The following is a 23,225-nucleotide window of genomic DNA, read 5'->3' on the forward strand; positions in this document are numbered from 1 at the left end:
ACAGCGCTTTCATCTGGCTAGGTAGTACAAGAAGATGGGCAGATGCCCATTTTTTTTTTGGTGAACCGTTTTGTATGGTCTATTTTTGTTAAGTTGGAAATAGACTTTAATCTGGAGAATTTCTTGCAGCTGCCGGAATTAATTGAAAAGACCGTTGCTGGTCTGGGCTATGAGCTGGTTGATGTCGAGCGGGGCGAGCGCGGGATTTTGCGCGTCTTTATCGATTTCAGCGCTGCCGACGCTGAAGAAAAAGGTCCGATTACCGTCGAGGATTGCGCGACGGTGAGTCACCAGTTGTCGCACGTGCTGACGGTCGAGAACGTGAATTATGAGCGTCTCGAAATTTCGTCGCCGGGGCTCGATCGCCCGCTGCGCAAACTGGCTGATTTTGCGCGTTTTGCCGGTAGCGAAGCTATCGTCAAACTGCGCGTAGCCATGCCGGGTACGAACAACCGGAAATCGTTCCAGGGGATCCTGCAGGAACCTCAGGGCGAGAATTTGTCGTTGGAATTTGAGAGTAATGAAGGTCCGGCGCTGTTGGAGTTTACGCTCGCCGATATGGATAAGGCACGCCTGGTGCCGCAGGTGGTTTTTAAGGGACGCAAAGCATGAGTCGCGAAGTTTTGTTATTGGTAGACGCGCTGGCGCGTGAGAAGAACGTCGATAAAGATGTGGTGTTCGGCGCGCTGGAATTCGCGTTGGCGCAAGCCACGAAGAAACGCTATGAGGGTGAAGTGGACATCCGCGTTTCGATCGACCGCGAGTCGGGTGAGTTCGAATCCTTCCGCCGCTGGCACGTCGTGCCTGACGAGGCAGGTCTGCAACTGCCGGATCAGGAAATTCTGCATTTCGAAGCCAAGGAACAGATTCCTGACATCGAAGTGGACGACCACATCGAAGAGCCGATCGAATCGGTGGAATTCGGCCGCCGCTTCGCGCAGGACACCAAACAGGTGGTACTGCAGCGCGTGCGTGACGCCGAGCGCGAACAGATCCTGGTCGACTTCCTCGAGCGCGGCGATGCGCTGGTGACCGGCACCATCAAGCGTATGGAGCGGGGCGACGCCATCGTCGAGTCGGGCAAGATCGAAGCCCGTCTGCCACGCGACCAGATGATCCCGAAAGAAAACCTGCGTATCGGCGACCGCGTGCGTGCCTACATCCTGCGTATCGACCGCAATATGCGCGGCCCGCAAGTGATCCTGTCGCGTACCGCACCGGAATTCATTTCCAAGCTGTTCGAGCTGGAAGTGCCGGAAATCGAACAGGGCATGCTGGAAATTAAATCGGCTGCACGCGACGCTGGCGTACGCGCCAAGATCGCCGTCTACACGGCAGACAAGCGTATCGATCCTATCGGTACCTGCGTCGGTATGCGCGGTTCGCGCGTACAGGCTGTGACGGGCGAACTCGGTGGCGAGCGCGTCGACATCGTGCTGTGGTCGGAAGATCCGGCCCAGTTCGTGATCGGTGCACTGGCTCCGGCCAATGTGTCGTCTATCATGGTCGATGAAGAGAAGCACGCCATGGACGTAGTGGTGGACGAAGAGAATCTGGCCATCGCCATCGGCCGTTCGGGGCAGAACGTGCGTCTGGCTTCCGACCTGACGGGCTGGAAGATCAACATCATGACGGCGGAAGAATCGGCCGACAAGGCAGCCCAGGAAACGGCCGCGATCCGCGCCCTGTTCATGGAAAAACTCGATGTCGATCAGGAAGTGGCCGACATTCTGGTAGAAGAAGGCTTTGCCAGCCTGGAAGAAATCGCTTACGTGCCGATCTCCGAAATGCTGGAAATCGAATCGTTTGACGAAGAAACCGTCAACGAACTGCGTACCCGCGCCCGTGACGCTCTGGTCACCGAAGCCATCGCTTCGGAAGAAGGCCTGGAAGGCATGGACGAAGCGCTGGTCGGTCTGGAAGGTATGGACCGCATCACCGCCGGCAAGCTGGGTCTGGCCGGTATCAAGACGGTGGCAGCATTCGCGGGTCTGGCCTACGACGAATTCGGCGCCATTCTGGCCCTGTCGTCCGACCGCGCCCGTGCATTGATTAAGAATGAATTTGAAGATGTGACCGACGATGAGATGAAGTTGGTTGACTCGAAGTACGACGATCGTGCCAAAGGCCTGCAAGCCAAGGCATGGAGTCTAGTCGAATCTGCAAAGGCTTAATTTGAGTATCTTTATCATCTCCGCGACACATAGAAAAGAGGACTGAATGGCGAGTAACAACGTAGCCCAATTTGCCACCGAACTGAAGATGCCTGCAGATTTGCTGCTGACGCAGCTGCGTTCTGCCGGCGTCGAAAAAAGTTCGACGTCAGATCCATTGTCGAAAGATGATAAGGATAAGCTGCTGGAACACTTGCGCCGTACCCACGGCGCCTCGGGTGAAACCGAGAAGAAGAAAATCACGCTGACGCGCAAAGAAACCACCGAAATCAAGCAGGCCGATGCCAATGGCAAGGCCCGCACGATTCAGGTCGCCGTCAAGAAAGTGCGTACCTTCGTGCAGCGCGACGAACCTGTGACCACCGCGCCGGCAGCCCCTGCCGCGCCGGTGATCGATGCCGCCGAAGTGGCACGGCGCGAAGAAGAAGCGCGCAAACAGGCCGAACTGATCGCGCGTCAGGAAGCGGAACTGCGCGAGAAGCAGGAACGTCTGGCCAAGCTGGAATCGGAAAAAGCGGCACAGGCTAAAGCCACCGCCGAAGCCGAAGCCAAGGCCAAGAAAGATGCCGAAGCCGAAGCCAGGAAAGCTGCAGCCCAGGCTGCTACTGCGCCAGCCGTGAACGATGCGGCCGAGCAGGAGAAGAAAAAAGCGGCCGCTGAAGAAGCCCGCAAGAAAGCTGAACAGGCTGCCAAGGAAGCCGCGGAAAAAGCGGACGCAACCGAACGCGCCCGTAAAGCGGTGGCCGACGAAGTCGCCCAGATCAAAGCCATGATGAACGCGCCACGCCGCGCCATCAAAGCGCCCGAGCCTGCGCCAGCCCCGGTCAAACCGAAAGCGCCGGAAGGCACGCTGCACAAGCCAGCGACCACGCCGGCCGCTGCGGCCAAACCGGGCGACAAGCCAGCCGACAAGAAGGCCGGCGGCAACGACAAGAAATCCATCAAATCGGCCAATGTGGCTTCGACCTGGAATGACGACGCGCGCAAGCGTGGCGCGCCAGGCGGTGGCAAAGGCCGTGGCGCCGGTGCCGGTGCTGCCAATACCGGCCGCGATGGCTGGCGTGGCGGCAAAGGCGGTGGCCGTCGCAACGCCCACGCGGAAGAACGCGAAAGCAACTTCCAGGCACCGACCGAAGCCGTTGTCAAAGATGTCTACGTTCCGGAAACCATCACTGTGGCCGAACTGGCGCACAAGATGTCCGTAAAAGCGTCGGAAGTGATCAAACAGCTCATGAAGCTGGGCCAGATGTGCACCATCAACCAGGTGCTGGACCAGGAAACGGCCATGATTCTGGTCGAAGAAATGGGCCACAAAGCCTTTGCTGCCGAGATCGACGATCCGGAAGCACTGCTGGCCGATCAGGGTGAACACGCCCACTTCGAGTCTGTGCCGCGTGCACCGGTGGTGACCGTGATGGGTCACGTTGACCACGGTAAAACCTCGCTGCTGGACTACATCCGTCGCGCCAAAGTGGCGTCGGGCGAAGCGGGCGGCATTACCCAGCACATTGGTGCCTACCACGTGGAAACCCCGCGCGGCATCATCACCTTCCTCGATACCCCGGGTCACGAAGCGTTTACCGCGATGCGTGCCCGTGGTGCCAAGGCTACCGACATCGTGATTCTGGTGGTGGCAGCCGACGACGGCGTGATGCCGCAGACCAAGGAAGCGATTTCGCACGCCAAGGCTGCCGGTGTGCCGCTGGTGGTAGCGATCAATAAGATCGATAAACCGGGCGGCAACGTCGATCGCGTCACGCAGGAACTGGTGGCCGAACAGGTGGTGCCGGAAGAATACGGTGGCGATTCGCCATTCGTGCCAGTGTCGGCGAAAACCGGTGCCGGTATCGATGCCCTGCTGGAGCAAGTGCTGCTGCAGGCTGAAGTACTGGAACTGAAAGCACCGGTGGAAGCACCTGCGCGCGGTCTGGTGGTCGAAGGCCGTCTGGATAAAGGTAAGGGTCCGGTGGCCACCATACTGGTGCAGTCGGGTACGCTGAAGCGCGGCGACGTGATACTGGCTGGCTCCTCGTATGGCCGCGTGCGCGCCATGCTGGACGAAAACGGCAAGCCTATCGGCGAAGCCGGTCCTTCGATTCCGGTCGAGATCCAGGGTCTGACGGAAGTGCCGCAAGCCGGTGAAGAAGTCATGGTCATGGCTGACGAGCGTAAAGCCCGCGAAATCGGTCTGTTCCGTCAAGGTAAGTTCCGCGACGTGAAACTGGCCAAGCAGCAAGCTGCGAAACTGGAAAACATGTTCGACCAGATGGCCGAAGGCGAAGTGAAAAACCTGCCGATGATCATCAAGACCGACGTGCAGGGTTCGCAGGAAGCGCTGGTCGGCTCGCTGCAGAAACTGTCGACTTCGGAAGTGCGCGTCCAGGTGGTGCACGCTGCCGTCGGCGGCATTACCGAGTCGGACGTCAATCTGGCCGTGGCATCGAAAGCCATCATCATCGGCTTCAACGCCCGTGCCGATGCACAGGCACGCAAGCTGGCCGAGTCGAATGGCGTGGATATTCGCTACTACAACATCATCTACGATGCGATTGAAGAAGTGAAAGCGGCGATGTCGGGCATGCTGGCACCGGAAAAACGCGAAACCGTGACCGGTCAGGTGGAAGTTCGCCAGGTCATCATGGTCTCCAAAGTGGGCGCGATTGCCGGCTGTCTGGTGACCGACGGTGTGGTCAAGCGTACTTCCTCGGTCCGTCTGCTGCGCAACAACATCGTGGTGTGGAGCGGCGAGATCGACTCGCTCAAACGCTTCAAGGACGATGCCAAAGAAGTGCGCGCCGGTCTGGAGTGCGGCCTGTCGCTGAAGAACTACAACGACATCCAGGTGGGTGACTCGCTGGAAGTGTTCGAAGTTCAGGAAATCGCTCGTACGCTGTAATCCGCGCAGCGGGCAGTACTGGTAAAGTGGACGGGGGCAAACGCTCCCGTCCACTTGCCGTTTATGGAATCATCATGGCAAAACATAGCAAAACCATCCCACAGCGCGGTCAGCGCGTGGCCGACCAGATCCAGCGCGATCTGTCGGAAATCATCGCTTTCGAACTGAAAGACCCCCGTATCGGCATGGTCACGCTGACCGAAGTGCAGCTCACGCCCGATTACGCGCACGCCAAAATCTTCTTCACCCTGCTGAAAGACAGCAAAGAACAGGTGAAACAGACGCTGGACGGCCTCACCGCTGCCGCCGGCTTCATGCGCAACCTGCTGGGCAAGCGTCTGCACATCCACACCCTGCCGGCGCTGCACTTCGTGCACGATATGTCCACCTCGCGCGGCATGGAACTGTCGGCTCTGATCGATCAGGCCAACAGCACCCGTTCGCTCGACGATGAAGGCGACGCTGCTCCCCAGGCCGATAACGGCGCTAGCGAGTAAGCCGCGCCGCAATGAAACCTACGTCTCCCAAGAAGGTCCGCGATCTGGTGGACGGCGTGCTGCTGCTCGATAAACCCGTCGGTTTTTCCAGCAACGACGCGCTGATCAAGGCCAAACGCATCCTCAATGCCAAGAAAGCCGGCCATACGGGCACGCTCGATCCGTTTGCTACGGGCCTGCTGCCGCTATGCTTCGGCGAAGCCACCAAGTTCTCGCAGGATTTGCTGGAAGCCGACAAGACTTATGAAACTACCGTTCATCTGGGCGTGACCACTGATACCGGCGATACCGAAGGTGTGGTGATCGATAGCCGTCCCGTCGACGTGACGCTGGACCAGATCGAGGCCGTGCTGGCGCAGTTCCGTGGCCCCATTGCGCAGGTGCCGCCCATGCACTCGGCGCTCAAGCGCGACGGCAAGCCGCTGTACGAATATGCCCGCGCCGGCATCACGCTGGAACGCGAAGCACGCCATGTGGTGATCCATGAGCTGAAGCTGGTGGCGTATGAAGCGCCGCTGCTGAAACTGGTGGTCACCTGCAGCAAGGGTACGTATATCCGCGTGCTGGGACAGGACATCGGCGCTGCACTGGGCACGGGCGCGCATCTGCAGGCACTGCGCCGCACCCAGGTGGGCGCGCTGACCACGGCCGGCATGCTGACGCTGGATGCGCTGGCCGGCCATGCGGCACCGCTGTCGCTGCTGGCCCCCGTCGATGCCTTGCTGTCGAGCTTCCCCGCCGTGCAGCTGACGGCGGAGCTGGCCAAGCGATTCCTGAATGGTCAGCGCCTCGCGCTGGGCAAGGAAAAGCTGGACTTGCCAGCCGGGCAGGGCAGGGTGCGCGTCTACCTCGATGCCAAGCTGCTCGGTACGGCCCAGCTGGGCGAATACCAGATACTGGCACCGGAGCGTCTGATCGCATTTAGCCTATAAATACCGGGCTAGTCCGTGCCATTGTGGCGGTCTAGCCCCGTGCAACACAGCCAATTCGGCAACTCTTTGAAAATATTCAGGATTTGGCCAAGAGTTACACCGTGCCATGCTATACTACGCGGTTCCAGAAATTGGCACCTCCCGTACATCCTGTACGAACTCGCAGTTTTTCAGCAAATATAAACGACTATGTCCAATACTAAACGCGCAATTCGCAATATCGCCATCATCGCTCACGTTGACCACGGCAAGACCACTCTTGTTGACCAACTGCTGCGTCAGTCTGGCACCTTCCGTGAAAACCAGGCAGTGGATACCCGAGTCATGGACTCGAACGACCTCGAAAAAGAGCGTGGCATTACGATTCTGTCGAAGAACTGCGCGGTAGAGTACGAAGGCACCCACATTAACATCGTTGACACCCCGGGCCACGCCGACTTCGGCGGCGAAGTAGAGCGCGTGCTGTCGATGGTTGATTCCGTGCTGCTGCTGATTGATGCACAGGAAGGCCCGATGCCACAGACCCGTTTCGTGACCCGCAAAGCGCTGGCACTGGGCCTGAAACCTATCGTCGTGGTCAATAAAATCGACCGTCCGGGCGCTCGCGCTGACTGGGCCATCAACCAGACCTTCGAACTGTTCGACAAGCTGGGCGCAACCGACGAGCAGCTGGACTTCCCTATCGTCTACGCTTCGGGCCTGAACGGCTACGCCGGTCTGGACGAATCGGTACGCGGCGGCGACATGAAACCGCTGTTCGACGCGATCCTGAAATACGTTCCCGTACGTGACGACAATCCCGATGGTCCGCTGCAGATGCAGATCACCTCGCTGGACTACTCGTCCTACGTGGGCAAGATCGGTATCGGCCGTATCAACCGCGGCCGCGTGAAAACCGGTCAGGACGTGGTAGTACTGAATGGCCCGGACTCGACCCCGATCAAAGGCCGCATCAACCAGGTGCTGAACTTCAAAGGTCTGGAGCGCGTGCTGGTAGAAGATGCTGTCGCTGGCGACATCGTGCTGATCAACGGTATCGAAGAAATCGGTATCGGCTCGACCGTCTGCGCACCGGACACCCCGGAAGCGCTGCCGATGCTGACCGTGGACGAACCTACCCTGACCATGAACTTCATGGTGAACAACTCGCCACTGGCTGGCCGCGAAGGTAAATTCGTCACTTCGCGTCAGCTGCGCGACCGTCTGGAAAAAGAACTGAAAGCCAACGTGGCGCTGCGTGTGGCACCGACCGACGATGACACCACCTTCGAAGTATCGGGCCGCGGCGAGCTGCACCTGACCATTCTGATTGAAAACATGCGTCGCGAAGGCTTCGAGCTGGCTGTTTCGCGTCCGCGCGTTGTGTTCAAGATGGTCGATGGCGTGCGCCACGAGCCGTTCGAACAACTGAGCGTTGACGTGGAAGAAGCCAATCAGGGCGGCGTGATGGAAGAACTGGGTCGTCGTCGTGGCGATCTGCAGAACATGGAATCGGACGGCAAAGGCCGTGTGCGTCTGGAATACCGCATTCCGGCCCGTGGCCTGATCGGCTTCCAGGGTGAGTTCATGACCCTGACCCGTGGTACCGGCCTGATGAGCCACGTGTTCGATGCCTACGGTCCGGTGGATAACTCCAAGGGTGAGCTCGGTGGTCGTCGTAACGGCGTGCTGATTTCGCAGGATGACGGCGCGGCGGTGGCTTACGCTATCTGGAAACTGCAGGACCGCGGCCGTATGTTCGTGGTGCATAACGACCCAGTCTACGAAGGCATGATCATCGGTATCCACTCGCGCGATAACGATCTGGTGGTGAACCCGATCAAGGGCAAGCAGCTGACCAACGTGCGTTCTTCCGGCACCGACGAAGCCGTGCGTCTGGTACCACCTATCCAGATGTCGCTGGAATACGCTGTCGAGTTCATCAACGATGACGAACTGGTCGAAATCACGCCGAAATCGATCCGTCTGCGTAAGCGTTACCTGAAAGAGCACGAGCGTAAAAAAGCTTCGCGCGAAGGTCAGTAATCGCCAGAGTAAGATTCAGGAAAGCCGCCTCCGGGCGGCTTTTTTCATTGCAGCGGACATTCCTGCATGTCCTGCTGCAGGCGCCGTTCCAGTGCGCCGCGCAGCTGCTGCAGGCCGGCGATGCGCTGGTCGATATCGGCCAGCTTGCGTTGCAGGGCGGCGTGGCCGGAGTTCTCGCCTTTCCACCTGCTGTTTGCCGGCCTGATGGGGGGTGCGGTGCTGGTCTGGCCGCCGCTGTGCCTGTTTATCGTGCCGGAGCTGGCCTGGGGTGTGGCGCAGTGGCTGCCATTCCAGCGGCTGGAGCAGCCTGCTGGTGCGTCCCTCACGCCGCTGGCGCCGGCAGTGCGCGGTACTTGAAATCGCTGAGCCGCACACTGCCGCTACCGGCACAGTAGATGCCGAGTTTGAGGCTGATGAAGCCGCCGAACACATTGTGGTGCAGGCCCGAGACTTCCATGCGCAGGCCGTGCAGCTGCCAGCTTTTGCCGTCGTCGTAGGAATAGTGGTAGGTCACCACATGGGCTTGATTGCTAAGGCGCACGCGGACTTTACGCGTCGTGGAGGGCTGGCGCATCCAGCCCTGTTCTTCGGCATATTCGTACGTCTTGACCAGCGCCGGCGTGAAGCCGACACCGACGTAAGCCTTGTGGTTATAGAACAGCAGCAGACCGGCTTCCGCATCGCCTTCCAGTTCGAGGCTGATCTCCGCTTGGTAGCAACGGTCGCCCACAGCGCAGGTGAGCGGGCTGCTATCGGCTGGCATCTGGCCGCGTGCGCGCAGCTGCAGCGCCTGCGGCCGATACTGAACGCGCTGCATCTCGTCCGGCGCCGGATCGTGGAAACTCCATTGCACGCCGAAGCGCTGGCGCGTGAAGTCGTCCGACAGCGCATAGCCGGCGGTACTCATGGCTGAGCTGGTGCCGCGCGGCTTGGGTAGTGGGCGCGACAGGTCGCCACCGCGGGCGCGGAACCAGCCATCGGCCGTCCACTCGACAGGCTCGAGCAGCGTCTGGCGGCCCAGCGTGCGGTAGCCGTTTTCGTAGCCGTGGTACACCATCCACCAGTCGCCGGCCGGACCTTCCACCAGCGTGGCGTGGCCGCGCGACCACCATGGCTCTGCCGCGCTGCTGCTGCGTACCAGCGGATTGTGCGGGCAGTGCTGCCACGGACCGTGGATGGAGCGGGCGCGCGCCGCGATCACCATGTGGCCGGTGGCCGGTCCTGCCGTACCGCCCACGGCGGTAATCAGATAGAACCACTCGCCACGGCGTAGCAGCTTGGGGCCTTCGGGCGCGAAGTTCTCCACCACCCAGTCGGCCGGATAGCGCCAAGGCTGATAGGCCGCTTCCAGCGCGCCATCGGCACGCAGACCGTCATCGCTGAGGCGGATTTTGCGGATGCCATTGACGAACAGATAGCGCTTGCCATCTTCGCCGACGATGTGGCCGGGATCGATGCAATCGCGGATGCCGGTATCGATAGGCGCGCTCCATGGCCCCCCGATGCGCTCGGCATGGATGACGTAGATGCGCCAGCCCTGATTATCGGGGTTGGCGGGGATGTAGATAAAGTAGCGGCCCTGATGCTTGCACAGGTCTAGCGCCCAGATGGTGCCCAGTGGCTGATGCAGGGCTGGCCCTACGGGCACCCAGTTCACCAGATCGGTGGAGTGCCAGATGATGATGCCCGGATAGGAGAAGAATGACGAGAACGTCATGTAATAGTCTTTGCCATCCTTGAGAATAGTCGGGTCGGGATGGTCGCCAGCCAGAATAGGGTTACGGTAAGTGCCGTCACCCAGATCGGCCTTGCGCTGGCCTTCGTGGCCCGTGCCCCAGTGTACCGCTGTGATGGCGGACTGGGCTGGCATGGCGGTGCCGAGCGCAGCGGCACCTGACATCAGGGTTTTCAGGGCAAGGCGGCGCGGGTTATCGGTCATGGCGAGGGTGTAAAAGATGTGGTGCAGTGATTCTGGTGAATCCGGCGCAGGCCTGCAATTCCGAAATCCGCCAAATCGGCCAGCTTTTTTGCACAAGCGGCTTTCGGGCTATAATGTCGACCCCCTAGCATATTTGCCTTCTACGTCATGACCGCCACCACGCCGCCGACTTCCGCCACCGCCCCTGTGCAGGCTAGCCGCCGTCTGTCGGTAGCGCCGATGATGGACTGGACCGACCGCCACTGCCGCGTGTTCCATCGCGAGATCAGCCAGCACACCTGGCTGTACACGGAAATGGTCACCACCGGTGCGCTGGTGTATGGCGACGTGGAACGCCATCTGCGCTTCAACGAAGCAGAGCATCCGGTGGCGCTGCAACTGGGCGGCAGCGATCCGGCCGATCTGGCCATCAGCGCCAAACTGGGCCAGCAATGGGGTTACGACGAAATCAACCTTAATTGCGGCTGCCCCTCCGAGCGCGTGCAGAAGGGCGCGTTCGGCGCCTGCCTGATGCTGGAGCCGCAACTGGTGGCGGACTGCGTGAAAGCCATGCGCGATGCTGTCACTATCGATGTGACAGTCAAGCATCGCATCGGCATCGACAAGGAAGAGAGCTACGGTTTTGTGCGCGACTTCGTCGGTACGATAGCCGAAGCCGGCTGCGAGACTTTCATCGTGCATGCGCGTAACGCTGTGCTGAAAGGCCTGTCGCCTAAGGAGAATCGCGAGATTCCGCCGCTGCGTTACGAGGTGGCTTACCAGCTCAAGCGCGACTTCCCGCAGCTGGAAATTCTGATCAATGGCGGCATCAAAACGGAAGCCGAAATCGATCTGCATCTGCAGCATGTGGACGGGGTGATGCTGGGCCGCGAGGCGTATCACAATCCGTTTGTCATGGCCAGTTTCGACCAGCGCTATTACGGCGCTACGCGGGCGCCGAAAACCCGCGAGCAGGTGATCGAGGCGATGATTCCCTACATCCAGTCGCAGCTCGATCTGTATGGCCAGCACGGCCTGAAACTCAATTCCCTGACGCGCCATATGCTGGGCCTGATGCAAGGTCTGCCCGGTGCGCGCGGTTTCCGCCAGACCCTGTCCGATTCCAAAAAACTGGCGCTGGGCGACCCCGCGCTGCTGCGTGAAGCGGCGGCCTGTTTGCGTCAGCCGGGCTGATTTTTCCGCCAAATAGCGAACTTTCCACGGGACTGTTGGTATTTCCGCGCAGAAAGTTCGTTTGCGCATTTTCCCGGCAGGTTTTGCTTGCTTTGAGGAAAAATTTGCATCTATAATTCCCAAATATTCACACATATCCACGCTGCGCGGGTAAGTGAGGTGCGGTTCAAAAGCGACAAGCCAGACCAGTTCGGATCGCATTTTTTGCATTCGCAGTCATTGTTTGCTACTGTCATAGATATTACTTAGCAGCAAGGGCCGGCGAGCGCGTGTCGTCTACAAAACGGGACGAGCTCGGGCACTCATATCAACTTTGTCACTTACGAAGAAGACGAAATGAATTTAGCAAAAATGAAAGTCGGAACGCGCCTCGGTCTTGGTTTCGCGCTGGTCCTATTATTCCTCGTGGCGGTGACTGCCGTCGGCATTCTGCGTATGAGCCAGATCCAGCAACGTCTGGAACACGTGATCTCGGTGAACAATGTGGTGTCGCGCCTGGTAGTTGATATGCGTAACAACGTTGGCGATCGTATTACCTCGCTGCGTATCCTGACGCTGATGACCGATGCTGGTGATATGGAACCGGAAATGAATCGCATCAAGGAACTGGCTGCCAAATATGCTGATGCGCAGACCAAGCTGAGCTCCCAATTCGCGCTGGAAGCGACGGCCGAAGAAAAAGCCCTGCTGGCCACTGTGAAAGAACAGGAAGCCATCGCCATGCCGGCCATCGCCAAGGCATCCGATATGTGGCTGGCCAACAAGGCTGAAGATGCAACCAAAGTACTGATCAAGGAAATTCGTCCAGCCCAGAAAAAATGGATGGCTGCGCTGGAACAGCTGGCTGCGCTGGAAGACAAGATGAACGAACAGGTAAAGGATGACGCTGCTGCCGGCTTCTCCAATGCCCGTAACTTCATGATCATCATGGGTCTGTTAGCGGTAGCAATTTCGATGGTTGCTGCTTACGTGATTACCCGCGGCCTGCTGAAACAGCTGGGCGGCGAGCCTGACTACACCGCTTCGATCGCCGGTGCGATTGCGAACGGCGACCTGTCGATCAGCATCAATACCGACGGTCAGGATCAGGACAGCCTGCTGGCCGAAATGAAAGAAATGCGCAACAGCCTGGTGGATATCGTAGGCCAGGTACGTTCGGGTACGGAAACCATAGGTACTGCATCGCGTGAAATCGCTGCCGGTAATATCGACTTGTCGTCGCGTACCGAAATGCAGGCTAGCTCGCTGGAGAAAACCGCTTCGGCCATGGAAGAGCTGACCTCGACCGTGAAACAGAATGCCGACAATGCCCGTGAAGCTAACCAGCTGGCATCGGCGGCATCGGATGTGGCACTGCGCGGCGGTAAAGTGGTGTCGGAAGTGGTTGACACCATGAGCTCGATCGATGCTTCGGCCAAGAAGATTGTGGACATCATCGGCGTAATCGATGGCATCGCCTTCCAGACCAATATTCTGGCGCTGAACGCGGCGGTGGAAGCAGCACGTGCCGGTGAACAGGGCCGCGGCTTCGCGGTGGTGGCATCGGAAGTGCGTAATCTGGCCCAGCGTTCCGCTGGCGCTGCCAAAGAAATCAAGATGCTGATCGACGACTCGGTAGAGAAAGTCGGCGCAGGTACCAAGCTGGTAGGTCAGGCGGGTGTGACGATGGAAGAAGTGGTTTCCTCGGTCCGCCGCGTCACCGACATCATGAGCGAAATCGCCAACGCCAGCCAGGAACAGAGCGCTGGTATCGAACAGGTGAACCACTCGATCATCGAGATGGACGCCATGACCCAGCAGAATGCTGCACTGGTAGAAGAAGCTGCCGCTGCTGCCCAGAGTCTGCAGGATCAGGCGAATGAACTGGCCCGTGTCGTGAGCATCTTCAAGCTGACCGAAGGCGAAGACCGTAGCGTTGCCACCTACCAGCCAGCGGCTGCGGCCAAGCCGGTAGCCAAGCCGGTAGCGCCGCGCGCGCCAGTGAAGAAACTTGCGGCTACGCCAGCACCGGCTCCGGCTGCAAAGCCTAAGAAGGCCGCGCCTGCACCTAGCGCTGCCAGCAGTGATGAATGGGAAGAGTTTTAATCTGTAGTAAACCTTTGCCGCAGTCTGCCGCCACGCTTTTGTGTGGCACGTAGGTCCGCTGTGGGATTCGATTAATCAGTTGTTAATAATAATGAGCTTGGAACGCATGATGAATAAGTTTTCGACCAGTGTTTTTGCCGCCTGCATTCTGTCGGCTGCTACGACCGCCTTTGCTGCTGAAGTTCCTGCATCGCTCGATGCAAAAAACTGCAAAGCTGAATACCCCAAAGCGTCGCTGCTGAACGAAGAGCAGGGTGATGTAACGATGTCCTTCCTGGTGGCTGCTGACGGCACCGTGGTGGAATCGAAAGTAGAAAAATCGAGCGGTTTTAAAAACCTGGACAAGGCTGCAGTGAAAGCCCTGAGCGCATGCAAGTTCAAGCCTGGCACCAAGGATGGCGCAGTAGCCCAGACCTGGACCAAGGTTGACTATAGCTGGAAGCTGTAAGACTACCTCGCCGGCCATGATGCCATGGCCGGTGTGCCGGATACTAAATACTGGGGGGAAATCAGATGTTGACGAATAAGCGTTGGTTGAGTGTGGTAGCAGCAGTGCTCGTTTCGAGCGCACCAGCAGCATTTGCTGCCGAGGTACCAGCATCGTTCGATGCCAAGACCTGCAAAGCGGAGTACCCGAAAGCGTCGCTGATGAACGAGGAGCAGGGCACGGTTTCGATGTCCTTCCTGGTCAAGGCCGACGGCACGGTTGCCGACTCCAAAGTCGACAAGAGCAGCGGTTTCAAGAATCTGGACAAGGCCGCCATCAAGGCACTGAGCGCCTGCAAGTTCAAGCCGGGCACCAAGGACGGCGCACCAGCCGAGACCTGGACCAAGGTGGACTACGCCTGGAAACTGGACTGATCTTCCTGTCCCAGTGAGAAAAGGGAACCGCTTGCGGTTCCCTTTTTTTCACCTGTTACAACCAGTGTAACAAGCTGTAATGCCAGTGCCGGCAAGGGCTGCTTCGTTTTATAGTGGCGCTATTAGAGGAGAACCGCCATGAACAAAAGCCTGATTCTTGCCGTGCTTGCAGTCGCCGCCCTGAGTGGCTGCGCTACCCAGCAGCCAGCCTATTATTCGACCGCTACCCGGGTGCAGGACCCGTACCAGTGGCACACGGTCTCCGTGCTGCCCTCCGATCGCGCCGTCGCGGCTGGTCCCGGCACCGTCTATACGACGGAAGAACTGCCGGTGGCCAGCAGCCGTGTGACTTATACCACCGAGCCTGCCTACACCACGACCTATGTGACGCAAGCTCCCGTGTACTATGCGCCGGCGCCCGTGTATTACGCACCGGCTCCGGCGTATTACTACCCGCCTGTGAGCATAGGACTGGACTTCTCGTTCGGGCACTGGTGCTGCGGTGGCCACTACCGTGGCCGTGGTTGGGGTGGCCGGCGTCACTGATGCAGGCGCTGCCTGATGCAGCGGAATCCTAGATCCCGCTGCATCATCCTAGCGTAACTGGTAGAGGGCAGTGTTTTGCTGATCCAGCATGCTGCCGGAGCAAAGTTCGTAGGTGGCGGCGCAAGCCAGACTCAGCAACAGCGCGCCCGTAGCAATATGTAAGGTGCGTACCATAGCAAACTCCCGCGTATGTTTGAACTTGTTGTGAGTTCAGCATAACGCGGGAGTTGTCATTTGTGTGTCGGAGGATACTCCGACGCGCTGTAGGACTATGCCTTGTGGTTTAGAAACGGCTCTTCGACTTAGGCCAGACCACGATAGGGCCGGCAGGTGCCGTATCGACGGCGCCCGAGCGTTCCAGCCAGTGCTGCAGCAGTTCCGGATGTTTGATCTGTATGCCCTGGCCATCGATAAAGCCTATGTATTCGAGCATTTTCGGGTCGAGCTTGGCCTTGTTCACGGTGGGGGCGTTCATGACCATGCGGTCATAGGCCTTGCGCACCTTGTTTTCCCATTTATGCAGGCTGCTGTCGTCGAAGCGGTTGTTTTCGAAATACACCGTCAGCGAACCATCGGGATTGCCGAAACCGGCGATGCCTGAACCTTTGCGGATAGTCGTCGAAGCAGCAACATCGAACAGCTCGGTGGGCACGAAAACCCCGGCGCGGCCGTCGAGATCGGGACGGCTGGTAGGCGTATCCTTGCTGTAGGTAGAGACTTCGTGCAGAGTTTTTTCTTCGGACATGGCGGAGCTGGAATTCAGAGATTGGCATACATGGCGCGAGCGCGCAGCAGATCTTATTGTAGCGCCATTTAGTGCTCTTCGGAAACAGGTCGGAAGATTTTTTTGTGACAGGAAGTCTAGCGTTGCAGACGGCAGGGAGTGGCAACCCTATTTGATAGTGCTGTTATGAAAAGTTGCTCCGATTCGCTTGGGATGCAAAATGGCGGGATCAATGTGTATATGATGCCAGGTGCCGCCTGCGTAGTCCGGGTGTGCTTGTAATTGCTTCAACGGGCTGGGATGTAATCCGATTTCTTCGCCGAGTTCGTGTAGCAGTTCAATATGGCTGTGTAGTGCATCCAGCGTATTCCGGAGCGCTTCTTCTAGCGTGTTTCCGCAGGAGTGCAGCCCGGGTATATCGGGCACGCTTGCGCCGTAGATGCTGTCTTGGTCTTTGAAGATCACGACCGGTATTTTCATGATTAAGTCCTTACTTGAGGCCAGCATCTTTCAGAATACGGTTTAAAGTGCCTTTGGGTAGTGTGCATCTGGGGTGCGGCACAGTAATGAGTCCACACTTGGACGGATGTCTAAAATGGTGATGGCTGCCTCTGATTCTTACAAGCTGCCAACCATCGTGCTTCAGCATACGGATAAGCAGGCTAGAGTCCATGGGAACGCCCATTCATTTCATTCTACTCGGATGGTGAATGGCTTGAAGTGTGCGCCCCGAACCGTGCGCATAGTTTGTGCGTACGCATTCGGATGTATTGATAATGTGGAGATGTGACAGGCTAGAAAGCAAAAAAGGCTACAAGTCGAAACTTGTAACCTCTTGATTTTGCTGCGAATTCTGTGGGGTGGCTGATGGGGCTCGAACCCACGACAACAGGAATCACAATCCAGCCCGGATGCCATTTATTGCCGTTGACCAACGAGCATAAAATATTGAAACTCTATAAATATCAATAACTTAGTCTGTTAACTCCAGTGCATTTACTTGCCCAAGTATTGATTGTTATACTCGATTCAGGGTTACATGGCGGTTACATGGGAATGGGGAAGCGATGGATAAAGAGGCATTCACTGCTGTCAGGCTGAGAAAGTTCGTTTGCGAGGAAGGCAAAAGCCAATCGTTCCTTTGGGATTCAGCGGCGCCGGGTCTTGGACTGCGGGCGACCGCAAAAGGGGCTAAGACATTCATCTTTCAAGCCAAGTTGAACGGGCAGGCTATCCGACTAACGATAGGCTCGCCCAATACATGGACGATTCCGCAAGCGCAGGCCGAGGCGCGCCGCCTAAAAGTGCTAATTGATAATGGGCAAGACCCCCGCAAACTAAGGGCGGCAGTCATCGAGGCAGAACTACAGGAGCGCGTAGCCGAAGAGGCCGCAGCGGCTGCAAAACAAGCACAGGAGCAACGCGAGGCACTGACGCTAGGCAAACTATGGCCGGTCTACATCGAGGCGCGGCGCAATGCCAAACGGCGCGGGGGGAAAGTGGGGTGGAGTGAATGGCATATCCGCGACCACGAAGTTGTTATGCGTATTGGAGGTGAGCCGAAGAAACGAGGAAAGGGGCTAACAGAGCCGGGGCCGCTTGCTTCATTGCGTGATGTTCGTTTGGTTGACCTTACAGGGCCGCGTATTGCTGAATGGCTGGCAAAAGAGACGGTTAAACGACCAACGCAGGCAGGTTTGGCTTTTCGCTTGTTATCGGTATTTATGAACTGGTGCGCAGCCAATGATAAGTACGCCGGTCTGGTGCCGGTTGGTGCGTGTCAATCAAATCAGGTAAGGGACGAGATACCGCGCAGCAAGGCAAAGACAAACGATAGCCTTCAGCGAGAGCAGCTTGCAGCGTGGTTTAAAGCCGTGCGGGGGATGAGTAATACGGTGCAATCCGCCTACCTGCAAGCCTTGCTATTGACCGGAGCGCGCCGCCGTGAGCTTGCTGGCCTATGCTGGGATGATGTGGATTTCAAGTGGTTGAGTTTGGTCATACGGGACAAAGTGGAGGGCCAGCGAACAATTCCACTTTGTCCATATGTCGCGCATTTATTGGCTGCGCTGCCCAGACGTAACGCTTTTGTATTCTCTAGTCCTTCGTCAGAGAATGGGCAGTTGGCGGAACCCACACCGGGCCATAAGCGGGTGCTAGCTGTTGCTGGCTTACCTAATGTTACGCTGCACGGGCTGCGCCGTTCGTTCGGTTCGCTAGCAGAATGGGTTGAAATGCCCGCTGGCGTGGTTGCGCAAGTGATGGAGCATAAACCTAGTGCCACAGCCGAGAAGCATTACAGAGAGCGCCCCTTAGACCTGTTGAGAATGTGGCATACGAAATTTGAGCAATGGATACTGTCGGAAGCTGGCATAGAGTTCACCCCAGCGCCAGCAGGAAGCGTTACATTGCGGGTAGTGGCGAGTTAGAGGTTAAGCGCCAGCCTAGCCCGACGGGGCGAAAAGCCGGAACCTTCACCGGCCTGACTGGTGTCCCAATTTGTGAGGGCGACACCTTGAAGGGGTGATGAGTTTGAGAATTAGTGAATTGAATGCTGAATTGGCGGCGGCGCAAACGCCCAAATCGCAGCAGAGCCAAGCAATTGACGGGAAATTTATTTCGATATCAGAGCTGCTAAAGAGGACTCAGCACACGCCGGGCATGACCATGCAGCAAGCAGCTAACTGTCTTTTAAGCTGGGGTTTGCGTATGGACGGTGCGCCAGAAATCAAAGTCAACTCAAAGACGCGGGGCATAGTGTCTGCGGACGATACACAGCAGCAATGTGCAATCAGGCGCATAGAGTATGCATACTATCGTGGATTTTTGGAGAGCGACGGGGATGGCGCCGCATCGACTGACTATGAGCTATTTGGATTCGACAGGGATGAGTTTTCTAGATTTCTGGCGGACAGGATTGGTGACTCGCTGGACTTGTTTTGTCCGCTGAAATCGATGGGGCAGCACCAGCCAGCGCCAGCAACGATTGATGGGGTGCCTTTTGATGTTTCTAGTTCTGGCGCCCGCCGAGAGGTAAGTCCAGATGGGGTTGTAGGTTGGTGGGACGGAACGATGGACGCAGATTTCTGGTTTAATGAGCCGGTAATCCGTCCGAAGGAAGCCGCTTTACTCCTGTGCCAATTGAATCCGCATGACGATGTTTCGAGGCCGGAAGAACATCAAAATTGGGAGACGGGTCCAGACGAGTACAAAAAGCTTTTACGAGCCTTTGAGGGGATTCAGGAGATTACTAAGGAATTTCGCAATCTTGAACAGTGGATTTCGTTGGCACAGAGTCGAGGGCTGAAATACCATTCTTGGATAGGTGATTATGTGGCGGCTGTTGCGGCGCTTAAGCCGGAGCAGATGGGCATCGAGCCAGCGCAACGCTGCGCTTCGCTGACGGTCGATAAAGCGACTTCACATAGACTAAGAACACGCGAAGATAGTCCACTTTCCGCCGAGATTGCCGAGGCTAAAAAGAGGGCATTAGATGGCGAGAAGGCGACAAGTGTTTGGGCGGAATTGGTTAAGATGGCTGAGGGCAAATATGGCGCTATGGTTGGATTTTCCTCGGACGGGATTCAATATCGAGGAAAGAAATATAGAGATGAACAGGTGCCGGACGTGCTTACAGAGCGTGCATTCCGTGCTCGCATGAGTCGCGCTAAGGCACGCTAGGTCACACTTAGTCACGCTTAGTCACGCACATATCGGTAAAAAGGGTAATACACGAAATCATCAAGTCTCCATAAATCAACAAAGAGGCTTGATGATGCAAAACGCAAATGAATACACCGCTTTGGCGCGTGAAAGTCGCACCGTAATTGATACCAATGCGGCAGCATTCCACTTGGGACGAAAGCCGCAGACCCTACGCAAGTGGGCATGTCACGAGAATGGCCCGCTTCGACCAGTCCGAATTATGGGGCGACTTGCTTGGAAGATTGATGACATTAAGCGCCTTGTCGCAGAAGGGAGCGCCGCTTAATGGACAAGGGCCAATCCCCACTGTTTGCAGAATTGACCCTTGGCGCTGACACCCAAGATTTTACCTCACAACGCTGCGTTAAATTCACAGGCACAGACAACCCGCGCCACTTGCGAGTAATTCAGGCGCTGATGACCAGCCCACGTAAGCGAGAAGAAATTGACCGCATCGCAGGGGCGTCTAACGGTCCCGAACTGATGGCAGAGCTCCGCCGTAGAGGGTTGCGTGCAAGATGTCGCCGGACACCGGGTATAGACCGAGATGGCTATCCAATCAAGTTCGGAATCTATGAATTTGACGACGATGACCGCCGCGCAATCAATGCTTGGCTGTACAAACGTAATCGGAAGGCTAACTAATGCGGGCCGCGCTATTTAAGATGGCGCGGTTTTTGTCCATTCAAGCTAACACACTAATGCTGCTGGTTATGCTGGCGCTGGTGCTATGCGGGGGTGTGCAATGACCGCAGAGAGTCATTTCCTACGGATTAAAAAATTAACGGGTGCGGGCATAGTTCGGGCAGCAGCAAAGCACAACCTGCGCGAGATTGCCGCCGAGCTTGGAGCTGACGGCCACATTGACGTAAGCCGAATTGCCGATAACGTGGTACTTGCTGGCGCTGCTAGTGCGGAGCTTGTGGCAACGGCTAGCCAGAACGCACTAGACGAGGCAGGTATCACTAAGCTTAGGCGGGACGCAGTGAGGGCAATCGAAATTGTGTTCTCACTTCCGCCAGCAACAACCACAGACCAGCGGCAGTTCTTCGCTGACGCAACAAATTGGGCGCGTGACTACTTCGCGGTGCCGGTCCTCAGTTCGGTGATACACAACGACGAGTCAGCGCCACATTGCCATGTGCTGCTGCTTCCACTTGTTAGAGGGCGTATGGTGGGAAGTGACCTAATTGGCGGGCGTCAGCGGCTTGTGGCGATGCAGGACGACTTCTACAACGTGGTGGCTAGCAAGTATGGTCTTAGTAAGGCGACGCCACGTAAGCGCATAAGCACGGCTGAGAGACGCGCAGCAATCAGGGTGATGCGTGAACTGCTGCTGGTGAACTCGGGGCTACAGGATGCCGTTATAGATGCCTTACTTGTGCCGCATGGACGCGACCCTTTGCCGTTGATGCTGGCGCTGGGAATCAGCCAGCAAGAGCCGATAGCGAAGAAAGGCGGGTTTGTGGAATTGATGACGAAGCCATGCAAGCCGGAGCGCAAAAGTAGAAACCCTATAGGGTTTGCAAGCGAAGGGCGAGCCGATGAAGAACAAACCCTATGCTCTGTAGGGTTTGCCTTTTCCGCACCATCAAGCCCAGCCACCAAGCCTGCATATCATCCGACTGAAGCCAGCCCACCAGCGCCAGCAGAAAGCGCACCAGAGGCCAGCACGGAGCTGGTGCGCATAGAGCTAGTGGATGCCATCGAGGAAGCGCCAAAGGATGACCAGCAGCACGCCGAGGGTGTCGCCATTAGTGGCCATACCCGCGAGAGCTTCGACCAGCCTTCGGAGCTATGGAACAGCGATACAGGCGAGTGGATGCAGCCAGAACCGCTTAAAACGCCACGTAAGCGGCTAGCGGAGCAGGCTGTGCAAGCTGCGCTGCTGGCCGTCGGAAAGCAAGCAGAAAGCCCGAATAGGCGTTTGTACCGGCATTAGTTTGCGTTAAAGGTTCGCAATAGGTTCGCACCCGATGGCTATATCGCAACGAGGTTGTTTGTAGTGGCTATTGCAGCTCCAGCATAAAGGGGAAATTCAGCAGTCATTTTTCGCAACGAATAGGTACGCGATTGGTTCGCACTCTGCGGTCTGCACTGTTGTCTCGTTGAAGGCCGTTTGACGAGGTGATGACGAATTTCTTGACGAATTACCAATCGCGGGAGTAGTCTACAGATGCACCTAAAAAAGAAGGTGCCGGGTTTGGCGACCTGAATACACGCGGCGTATAGCCGCCCCCTCAAGGCGGCTTTTTTACGTCTGTTGCTTTGTCACGTCCCTATGAGTGGCGGTGTTGGGGATACCTTCGGGTATGCCGGTTGCCGTGTGTGCCGGTTCGCCAACCCTGATGCTGCCACTCACCCGCCTAAATCCGCGCTGGTAGTGGTCACTTCAACTTTTTGATGAGGCCGCACAAATGGAAGTAGTCACACTCACACGCTCAGACCTGAGCAAAGACCAGCTTAAATGGCTCCAATACTTCGACGCCATGACCATAGAGACAAGGCAGCACATAGCGCCTTGGATTGCATCTATAGCTAAGCGAGACATAGATGCGCGGGAGCAGTCAAAGGGCGCGGAAGTAGGCGCAAAAGGCTTGCGACTGGTGCAAGGTGGCGTGAAATGAGCATAGCGCCAGAGAAAGTGCTTAGTCCGGTGGAGCGGGAATTAATTTCAGATTTCCGCAGGATGAGCGAAAGCAGCCGAACATGCATGACACTCTTTGCAGCAGAGTGCGCTCAAAAAGATGTAGAAGATTCCCGCGCTAAGGCTCCAAAGCTGCGGCTAGTCAAAGGGGCGAGTCATGGCTGAGACAGCACAAAGAGAAATAGAGCCGATAAATCGAGCGATATCTAAAGTAGTGCAGGATGCTGTAGATGATATTGAATGCGCCATCTATGATGTCAACGGCTTATTGCGAATCGCTTTAGATAAATTGCTGTCGGACGAGTCGAACGAATCTAGGGCTGCATCGGCAATACGGGGGGCGCAGCGATTCATTGACGATGTAAGCCAGATAGCAGAGCGTTTATATGACGTTCACAGTACAAGTGGTAGCGTATGCAATTGGATTGAGGTTTCATCTGGAAATTTACCAGGCAGCGAGCGTGACGTTCTTGTCTGGTCAACGACAGAGTTTCAGCCACACGCAGCGTTTTACGATTTAGAAGAGAAGTGTTGGTTCTCAAAATATGACGGGCATCGACTGGAGGATGGTTCGGTGTCTCACTGGTGCGAGATTCAAATTCCTCAAGGGGCTAAATGTTGAGCTATCTAGATTAGTAGGAGATTGGACGAAAAAGCCGAATCCGCGGTTAGTTCGGTAGCTGTGCACATTTGGAGAGTTTGCCGCTACTATCAGCCCTTGTGCTGGCGCTGGTGAGCATCTAGGCCATAGTTGGAAGCGACCAAAAAGCCGAGCCATGTATTACACCATTGGTGGGGCAGCGATTGAAACGCGACCCTTGGCACCGCAGGCGGGCGGCGACATCGAGAACACCGATTCGGGGTTATCGGGTGTACGGTGTTGCCGCATACCATGGACCTGTCAGGAATTTTGTGTGCCGGGGTCGCGGTTCGTAGTTAATTAATCGCGTTGGTGAAGCGTTCCCCAAACAGAATGGCAAACTGGTTTGCTGCCATCTTCCAAGTTCGCTGCGGCATCTTC

22 protein-coding genes are annotated in these 23,225 nt (G+C 57.1%); 17 read left to right on the forward strand and 5 right to left on the reverse strand.

Translation table 11 applies throughout. From position 1 onward, the window contains the following. Positions 1-123: 123 nt before the first annotated feature. From rimP to GTP27_RS07405, 7 genes are all read left to right on the forward strand, one after another. On the forward strand, positions 124-612 hold the full coding sequence (gene rimP, locus GTP27_RS07375; RefSeq protein ID WP_161038566.1) for a ribosome maturation factor RimP: 489 nt from the start codon (positions 124-126) through the stop codon (positions 610-612). Then, positions 609-2,174 (forward strand): transcription termination factor NusA, encoded by a 1,566-nt coding sequence (nusA, locus tag GTP27_RS07380; protein WP_161038522.1) that lies wholly within the window; start codon positions 609-611, stop codon positions 2,172-2,174. Before rimP ends, nusA begins: the two co-directional genes overlap by 4 nt. A 46-nt stretch (positions 2,175-2,220) precedes the next feature. Next, a complete protein-coding gene (gene infB / locus GTP27_RS07385) occupies positions 2,221-5,070 on the forward strand; it encodes a translation initiation factor IF-2 (protein ID WP_161038523.1) in 2,850 nt (949 codons plus the stop codon). A gap of 74 nt (positions 5,071-5,144) precedes the next feature. Then, complete coding sequence (rbfA, locus tag GTP27_RS07390) at positions 5,145-5,567, forward strand: 30S ribosome-binding factor RbfA (RefSeq protein ID WP_161038524.1); 423 nt, start codon at positions 5,145-5,147, stop codon at positions 5,565-5,567. A gap of 11 nt (positions 5,568-5,578) precedes the next feature. Then, entirely contained in the window at positions 5,579-6,499 is a 921-nt protein-coding gene (truB, locus tag GTP27_RS07395; protein ID WP_161038525.1) for a tRNA pseudouridine(55) synthase TruB, read from the forward strand. Between the two features lie 189 nt (positions 6,500-6,688). Further along, entirely contained in the window at positions 6,689-8,524 is a 1,836-nt protein-coding gene (gene typA, locus GTP27_RS07400; RefSeq protein WP_161038526.1) for a translational GTPase TypA, read from the forward strand. A 120-nt stretch (positions 8,525-8,644) separates the two neighbouring features. Further along, entirely contained in the window at positions 8,645-8,881 is a 237-nt protein-coding gene (locus tag GTP27_RS07405) for a hypothetical protein (RefSeq protein WP_161038527.1), read from the forward strand. On the opposite strand, the gene GTP27_RS07410 is transcribed toward GTP27_RS07405, so the two are convergent. Beyond that, entirely contained in the window at positions 8,847-10,463 is a 1,617-nt protein-coding gene (locus GTP27_RS07410) for a family 43 glycosylhydrolase (protein ID WP_161038528.1), read from the reverse strand. The two genes, GTP27_RS07405 and GTP27_RS07410, sit on opposite strands and share 35 nt — an antisense overlap. Before the next feature lie 147 nt (positions 10,464-10,610). Here GTP27_RS07410 and dusA point away from each other — a divergent pair, with 147 nt between their 5' ends. The 5 genes from dusA (at position 10,611) to GTP27_RS07435 (ending at position 15,128) form a co-directional block, all read left to right on the forward strand. Beyond that, positions 10,611-11,636, forward strand: coding sequence for a tRNA dihydrouridine(20/20a) synthase DusA (gene dusA / locus GTP27_RS07415; protein ID WP_161038529.1), 1,026 nt, complete (start codon positions 10,611-10,613; stop codon positions 11,634-11,636). Between the two features lie 336 nt (positions 11,637-11,972). Then, positions 11,973-13,721: a methyl-accepting chemotaxis protein gene (locus GTP27_RS07420; RefSeq protein ID WP_229633498.1), complete on the forward strand. Its 1,749-nt coding sequence runs from the start codon at positions 11,973-11,975 to the stop codon at positions 13,719-13,721. A gap of 109 nt (positions 13,722-13,830) precedes the next feature. Then, complete coding sequence (locus tag GTP27_RS07425) at positions 13,831-14,169, forward strand: energy transducer TonB (protein WP_161038568.1); 339 nt, start codon at positions 13,831-13,833, stop codon at positions 14,167-14,169. A 65-nt stretch (positions 14,170-14,234) separates the two neighbouring features. After that, positions 14,235-14,582: an energy transducer TonB gene (locus GTP27_RS07430; protein ID WP_161038530.1), complete on the forward strand. Its 348-nt coding sequence runs from the start codon at positions 14,235-14,237 to the stop codon at positions 14,580-14,582. A gap of 138 nt (positions 14,583-14,720) precedes the next feature. Continuing rightward, positions 14,721-15,128, forward strand: a complete 408-nt coding sequence (locus GTP27_RS07435; protein WP_161038531.1) for a putative periplasmic lipoprotein — start codon at positions 14,721-14,723, stop codon at positions 15,126-15,128. 48 nt (positions 15,129-15,176) lie between these two features. Here GTP27_RS07435 and GTP27_RS24020 read toward each other — a convergent pair whose 3' ends face one another. The 4 genes from GTP27_RS24020 to GTP27_RS07450 form a co-directional block, all read right to left on the reverse strand. Then, a complete protein-coding gene (locus GTP27_RS24020; RefSeq protein ID WP_286173198.1) occupies positions 15,177-15,302 on the reverse strand; it encodes a hypothetical protein in 126 nt (41 codons plus the stop codon). 109 nt (positions 15,303-15,411) lie between these two features. Next, entirely contained in the window at positions 15,412-15,873 is a 462-nt protein-coding gene (locus GTP27_RS07440; RefSeq protein ID WP_161038532.1) for a hypothetical protein, read from the reverse strand. 147 nt (positions 15,874-16,020) lie between these two features. Continuing rightward, a complete protein-coding gene (locus GTP27_RS07445) occupies positions 16,021-16,332 on the reverse strand; it encodes a type II toxin-antitoxin system HicB family antitoxin (protein WP_161038533.1) in 312 nt (103 codons plus the stop codon). A 10-nt stretch (positions 16,333-16,342) separates the two neighbouring features. Next, on the reverse strand, positions 16,343-16,525 hold the full coding sequence (locus GTP27_RS07450; protein ID WP_161038534.1) for a type II toxin-antitoxin system HicA family toxin: 183 nt from the start codon (positions 16,523-16,525) through the stop codon (positions 16,343-16,345). A 394-nt stretch (positions 16,526-16,919) separates the two neighbouring features. Between GTP27_RS07450 and GTP27_RS07455 the strand changes: the two genes are divergently transcribed. From GTP27_RS07455 to GTP27_RS07475, 5 genes are all read left to right on the forward strand, one after another. After that, complete coding sequence (locus tag GTP27_RS07455) at positions 16,920-18,281, forward strand: tyrosine-type recombinase/integrase (protein ID WP_161038535.1); 1,362 nt, start codon at positions 16,920-16,922, stop codon at positions 18,279-18,281. 97 nt (positions 18,282-18,378) lie between these two features. Then, entirely contained in the window at positions 18,379-19,533 is a 1,155-nt protein-coding gene (locus GTP27_RS07460) for a hypothetical protein (protein ID WP_161038536.1), read from the forward strand. Positions 19,534-19,842: 309 nt separating this feature from the next. Further along, entirely contained in the window at positions 19,843-20,202 is a 360-nt protein-coding gene (locus GTP27_RS07465; protein WP_229633500.1) for a hypothetical protein, read from the forward strand. A 100-nt stretch (positions 20,203-20,302) separates the two neighbouring features. Next, entirely contained in the window at positions 20,303-21,499 is a 1,197-nt protein-coding gene (locus GTP27_RS07470; protein WP_161038537.1) for a plasmid recombination protein, read from the forward strand. A gap of 862 nt (positions 21,500-22,361) precedes the next feature. Beyond that, positions 22,362-22,826 (forward strand): hypothetical protein, encoded by a 465-nt coding sequence (locus GTP27_RS07475; protein WP_161038538.1) that lies wholly within the window; start codon positions 22,362-22,364, stop codon positions 22,824-22,826. Positions 22,827-23,225 lie beyond the last annotated feature (399 nt).

Origin of the sequence: Duganella qianjiadongensis (genome assembly GCF_009857915.1) — a bacterium.
Taxonomy (GTDB): domain Bacteria; phylum Pseudomonadota; class Gammaproteobacteria; order Burkholderiales; family Burkholderiaceae_D; genus Rugamonas; species Rugamonas qianjiadongensis.